Here is a 5,001-nt window from a genome sequence, read left to right on the forward strand (position 1 = left end):
CGGCGTTTTTGTTTACACGGTATGCAGATACCAGTTGTACTCGAGGTCGGAGATCGAGTGCTCGAACTCCTCCAGCTCGCTCTCCTTGCACGCGACGAAGATGTCGATGTACTTCGGATCGATGTACTTGTTCAGGATCTCGCTGTCGTCCAGCTCGCGCAGGGCATCGCGCAGGTTGTTCGGCAGGCTTTGCTCCAGCTGTTCGTAGGAATTGCCTTCGATGGGCGCGCCTGGCTCGATCTTGTTGGTCAACCCATGGTGCACGCCCGCCAGCACCGCAGCCATCATCAGGTACGGGTTGGCGTCGGCGCCGGCCACGCGGTGCTCGATACGCACGGCATCGGCAGAGCCGGTCGGCACGCGCAGGGCCACGGTGCGGTTGTCCAGGCCCCAGCTCGGTGCGTTCGGCACGTAGAACTGCGCACCAAAGCGGCGGTACGAGTTGACGTTCGGGCAGAGGAAAGCCATGGATGCGGGCAGGGTCTCGAGCACACCGCCGACAGCGTGACGTAGCGCGGCGTTCTGCTCGGGATCCTCGCTGGTGAAGATGTTGTTGCCATCTTTGTCCAGCACGGAAATGTGCACATGCAGGCCGTTGCCAGCCTGGCCCGGGTAGGGCTTGGCCATGAAAGTGGTGTCCATTTCATGGTCGTAGGCAATGTTCTTGATCAACCGCTTGAGCAGTACCGCGTAGTCACAGGCCTTGAGCGGGTCGGCAACGTGGTGCAGGTTGACTTCGAACTGCGCCGGGGCGCTTTCCTTGACGATGGCGTCAGCCGGAATGCCTTGCTCTTTCGCGCCTTCCAGGATGTCCTGCAGGCAGTCGGCATATTCGTCGAGGTCGTCGATCAGGTACACCTGGGTCGACTGTGGGCGCTTGCCCGAAATTGGCGAGCGTGGCGGCTGCGGGCGGCCGTTCACGTTCTCCTGGTCGATCAGGTAGAACTCCAGCTCGAACGCGGCGCAGATGGTCAGGCCCATATCGGTGAACTTGCTCACCACCTGACGCAGCACTTCGCGCGGGTCGGCGAAGAACGGCTCGCCTTCCAGTTCGTGCATGGTCATCAGCAGCTGCGCGGTCGGGCGCTTTTGCCATGGCTCATTACAGAGCGTGTCGGGGATTGGATAGCAGATGCGGTCAGCATCGCCGATGTCCAGGCCCAGCCCGGTGCTTTCGACGGTGGAACCGTTGATGTCCAGGGCGAAGAGGGAGGCCGGCAGGTTGATGCCTTTCTCGTAAACCTTGTGGAGGCTGGTGCGCTCAATGCGCTTGCCACGCACCACACCATTCATATCTGCAATCAGAAGGTCAACGTAGAGAACCTCAGGATGTTCCTTAAGGAACGCGTTCGCTTCGTTAAGCTGAACGGCACGCGGGGGTACCGACATGATGCAACACCTTTGTTGTTAAAAATATCAATCAAGGGGGGCTTGCTGGACCAGTCAATCGAAAAGACAAACTGATGTCAAGCCAACCCCATGATGCCTCGAAATGGCACATCGACGGCAGATTTGCTGCATATCGGGGCATGCCATTATCCGCTATTTCCCACGCAAAGGGCTATCTCCGACCGGCCGTGTTTTATTTTTTACGGAGGTGTTGTGTAAAAAAATTAACAAGGCTAAGCTCGGACTCAACCCAGAACACAATAATACGAGGGTCACATGGTCCGCTTGTCGCGACCTGAATGCGCTGCCTGCGCAGTGCAGTCGGGTATCCCTGCCGTTCCCGCACGCATCAGTCGAGCTGTGGCTCGCATGGCCGCAATAATTGACGCTTTGCGTACCCGGACCAAACCTCGTAACGCTTTTTCGTTGCTCTTCTCGTATCCCTGCCCTTTGACACCACTACGGACACGCTTGTTTTCAGTGTATCCACAGTGCGCCTGCGCGTGGGTTTTTGCTTTAGCCATCTACTCCATCCAGAATCAGGGCGCGGACCACCTTACCTCCTGAGGTATTTATGAGTAACAACCTCGACCAGCTCACCGATTGGTTGAAAGAGCACAAGATCACCGAAGTCGAATGCCTGATCAGCGACCTGACCGGCATCACCCGCGGCAAGATCTCGCCGACCAACAAATTCATCGCTGAAAAAGGCATGCGCCTGCCCGAAAGCGTGCTGCTGCAGACCGTGACCGGCGATTATGTCGACGATGACATCTATTACGACCTGCTCGACCCGGCCGACATCGACATGATCTGCCGCCCTGACCAGGACGCCGTGTTTCTCGTGCCGTGGGCCATCGAGCCGACCGCCCAGGTGATCCACGATACCTACGACAAGAAAGGCAACCCGGTCGAACTCTCACCGCGCAACGTCCTGAAGAAAGTTCTGAAGCTCTACGCTGACAAGGGCTGGCAGCCTATCGTCGCGCCCGAGATGGAGTTCTACCTGACCAAGCGCAGCGAAGACCCTGACTTCCCGCTGCAGCCGCCGGTTGGCCGCTCGGGCCGCCCGGAAACCGGTCGCCAGTCGTTCTCGATCGAAGCCGCCAACGAATTCGACCCGCTTTTCGAAGACGTCTACGACTGGTGCGAACTGCAGCGCCTGGACCTCGACACGCTGATCCACGAGGACGGCACGGCACAGATGGAAATCAACTTCCGTCACGGCGATGCCCTGCACCTGGCCGACCAGATCCTGGTGTTCAAGCGCACCATGCGCGAGGCCGCGCTCAAGCACAACGTGGCCGCCACCTTCATGGCCAAGCCGATGACCGGCGAGCCGGGCAGCGCCATGCACTTGCACCAGAGCGTGGTCGACGTGACCACTGGCAAGAACATCTTCAGCAATGAAGACGGCAGCATGAGCGAACTGTTCCTGCACCACATCGGTGGCCTGCAGAAGTTCATCCCCGAGGCGCTGCCGCTGTTTGCCCCCAACGTCAACTCGTTCCGCCGCTTCCTGCCTGACACCTCGGCGCCAGTGAACGTCGAGTGGGGTGAGGAAAACCGCACCGTCGGCCTGCGCGTACCGGATGCCGGCCCGCAGAACCGTCGCGTCGAAAACCGCCTGCCAGGCGCCGATGCCAACCCTTACCTGGCCATCGCCGCCAGCCTGCTGTGCGGCTATATCGGCATGGTCGAGGGCATCGAGGCCAGCGCGCCAGTCCAGGGCCGTGGCTACGAGCGCCGCAACCTGCGCCTGCCGCTGACCATCGAGGACGCCCTCGAGCGCATGGAAAACAGCCGTGCGCTGGTGCAGTACCTGGGCAAGAAGTTCATCACCGGCTACGTCGCCACCAAACGCGCCGAGCATGAGAACTTCAAGCGCGTCATCAGCTCCTGGGAGCGTGAGTTCCTGCTGTTCGCTGTCTGATCAACCCTGAGGCCGCGGGTGCGGCCGCCGGAAAATGGAGAGGCACATGAGCGTCAACAACCCGCAAACCCGTGAATGGCAGACCCTGAGCGGCGAGCACCACCTTGCACCCTTCTCTGACTACAAACAGCTGAAGGCGAAGGGGCCGCGCATCATCACCAAGGCGCAGGGTGTGCATTTGTGGGACAGCGAGGGGCACAAGATCCTCGATGGCATGGCCGGCCTGTGGTGTGTGGCGGTCGGCTATGGCCGTGAAGAGCTGGTGCAGGCGGCGGAACGACAGATGCGCGAGCTGCCGTACTACAACCTGTTCTTCCAGACCGCTCACCCGCCAGCGTTGGAGCTGGCCAAGGCGATCACCGACGTGGCGCCCGAAGGCATGACCCATGTGTTCTTCACCGGCTCCGGCTCCGAAGGCAACGACACCGTGCTGCGCATGGTTCGCCATTACTGGGCGCTGAAGGGTAAGCCGCATAAGCAGACCATCATTGGCCGCATCAACGGTTACCACGGTTCCACCTTCGCGGGTGCGTGCCTGGGTGGCATGAGCGGCATGCACGAGCAGGGCGGCCTGCCGATCCCGGGCATCGTGCACATTCCGCAGCCGTACTGGTTCGGCGAAGGCGGTGACATGAACCCGGACGAGTTCGGCGTCTGGGCCGCCGAACAGCTTGAGAAAAAGATTCTGGAAGTCGGCGAAGACAACGTCGCCGCCTTCATAGCCGAGCCGATCCAGGGCGCCGGTGGGGTGATCATTCCGCCGGAAACCTACTGGCCGAAGGTCAAGGAGATCCTCGCCAAGTACGACATCCTGTTCGTCGCCGACGAAGTGATCTGTGGCTTTGGCCGCACCGGCGAGTGGTTCGGCTCCGACTACTACGGCCTCAAGCCCGATCTGATGACCATCGCCAAGGGGCTCACGTCCGGTTACATCCCCATGGGCGGTGTGATCGTGCGTGACAAGGTGGCCAAGGTGATCAGCGAAGGTGGCGACTTCAACCACGGCTTCACCTATTCCGGCCACCCGGTGGCGGCCGCAGTGGGCCTGGAAAACCTGCGCATCCTGCGCGATGAGCAGATCATCGAGAAGGCGCGCACGGAAGTGGCACCCTACTTGCAAAAGCGTCTGCGCGAGCTGCAGGACCATCCGCTGGTAGGCGAGGTGCGTGGCCTGGGCCTGCTCGGTGCAATCGAGCTGGTCAAGGACAAGGCCACCCGCAGCCGTTACGAAGGCAAGGGCGTGGGCATGGTGTGCCGCAACTTCTGCTTTGAAAACGGCCTGATCATGCGCGCGGTGGGCGACACCATGATCATCGCGCCACCGTTGGTGATCAGCCGCGAGGAAGTCGACGAGCTCGTGGAAAAGGCGCGCAAGTGCCTCGACCTGACCCTCGAAGCGATCCGTTGAGCGTTTGCTAGGCTAGCGATGTGACATTAAGTGGTTACAAGGGGCTGCTTTCCTTGAAACAGCGCCTTGTAACTTGCCAGACTAGCGGCTGTTTCAGTCGCTGCGACGCGTGTAGCGCGGGGCCTGGCTGCTGAACGGATGGCTAATCAAAAAAATCTGGAGCATTACGCATGAATAAAATGGGCAAGACGTTGCTGGCCGCAGCCCTGATGGGTGCCATGGCCTCCGCTGTTCAGGCAGAAGACAAAGTGTTGAACGTCTACAACTGGTC

3 protein-coding genes are annotated in these 5,001 nt (G+C 60.4%); 2 read left to right on the forward strand and 1 reads right to left on the reverse strand.

What is annotated here, in order from left to right; all coding sequences use genetic code 11:
* Positions 1 to 12 precede the first annotated feature (12 nt).
* A complete protein-coding gene (locus APH33_RS22440) occupies positions 13 to 1,389 on the reverse strand; it encodes a glutamine synthetase family protein (RefSeq protein WP_014592784.1) in 1,377 nt (458 codons plus the stop codon).
* Positions 1,390 to 1,963: 574 nt separating this feature from the next.
* On the opposite strand from APH33_RS22440, the gene APH33_RS22445 reads away from it, so the two are divergent.
* Together APH33_RS22445 and APH33_RS22450 are read left to right on the forward strand one after the other, a co-directional pair.
* Positions 1,964 to 3,322 (forward strand): glutamine synthetase family protein, encoded by a 1,359-nt coding sequence (locus tag APH33_RS22445; protein WP_054887243.1) that lies wholly within the window; start codon positions 1,964 to 1,966, stop codon positions 3,320 to 3,322.
* Positions 3,323 to 3,368: 46 nt separating this feature from the next.
* On the forward strand, positions 3,369 to 4,730 hold the full coding sequence (locus APH33_RS22450) for an aspartate aminotransferase family protein (RefSeq protein ID WP_054887244.1): 1,362 nt from the start codon (positions 3,369 to 3,371) through the stop codon (positions 4,728 to 4,730).
* Positions 4,731 to 5,001: the final 271 nt, after the last annotated feature.

It is taken from the genome of Pseudomonas sp. NBRC 111130 (genome assembly GCF_001320485.1).
GTDB classification, from domain to species: Bacteria; Pseudomonadota; Gammaproteobacteria; order Pseudomonadales; family Pseudomonadaceae; genus Aquipseudomonas; species Aquipseudomonas vlassakiae.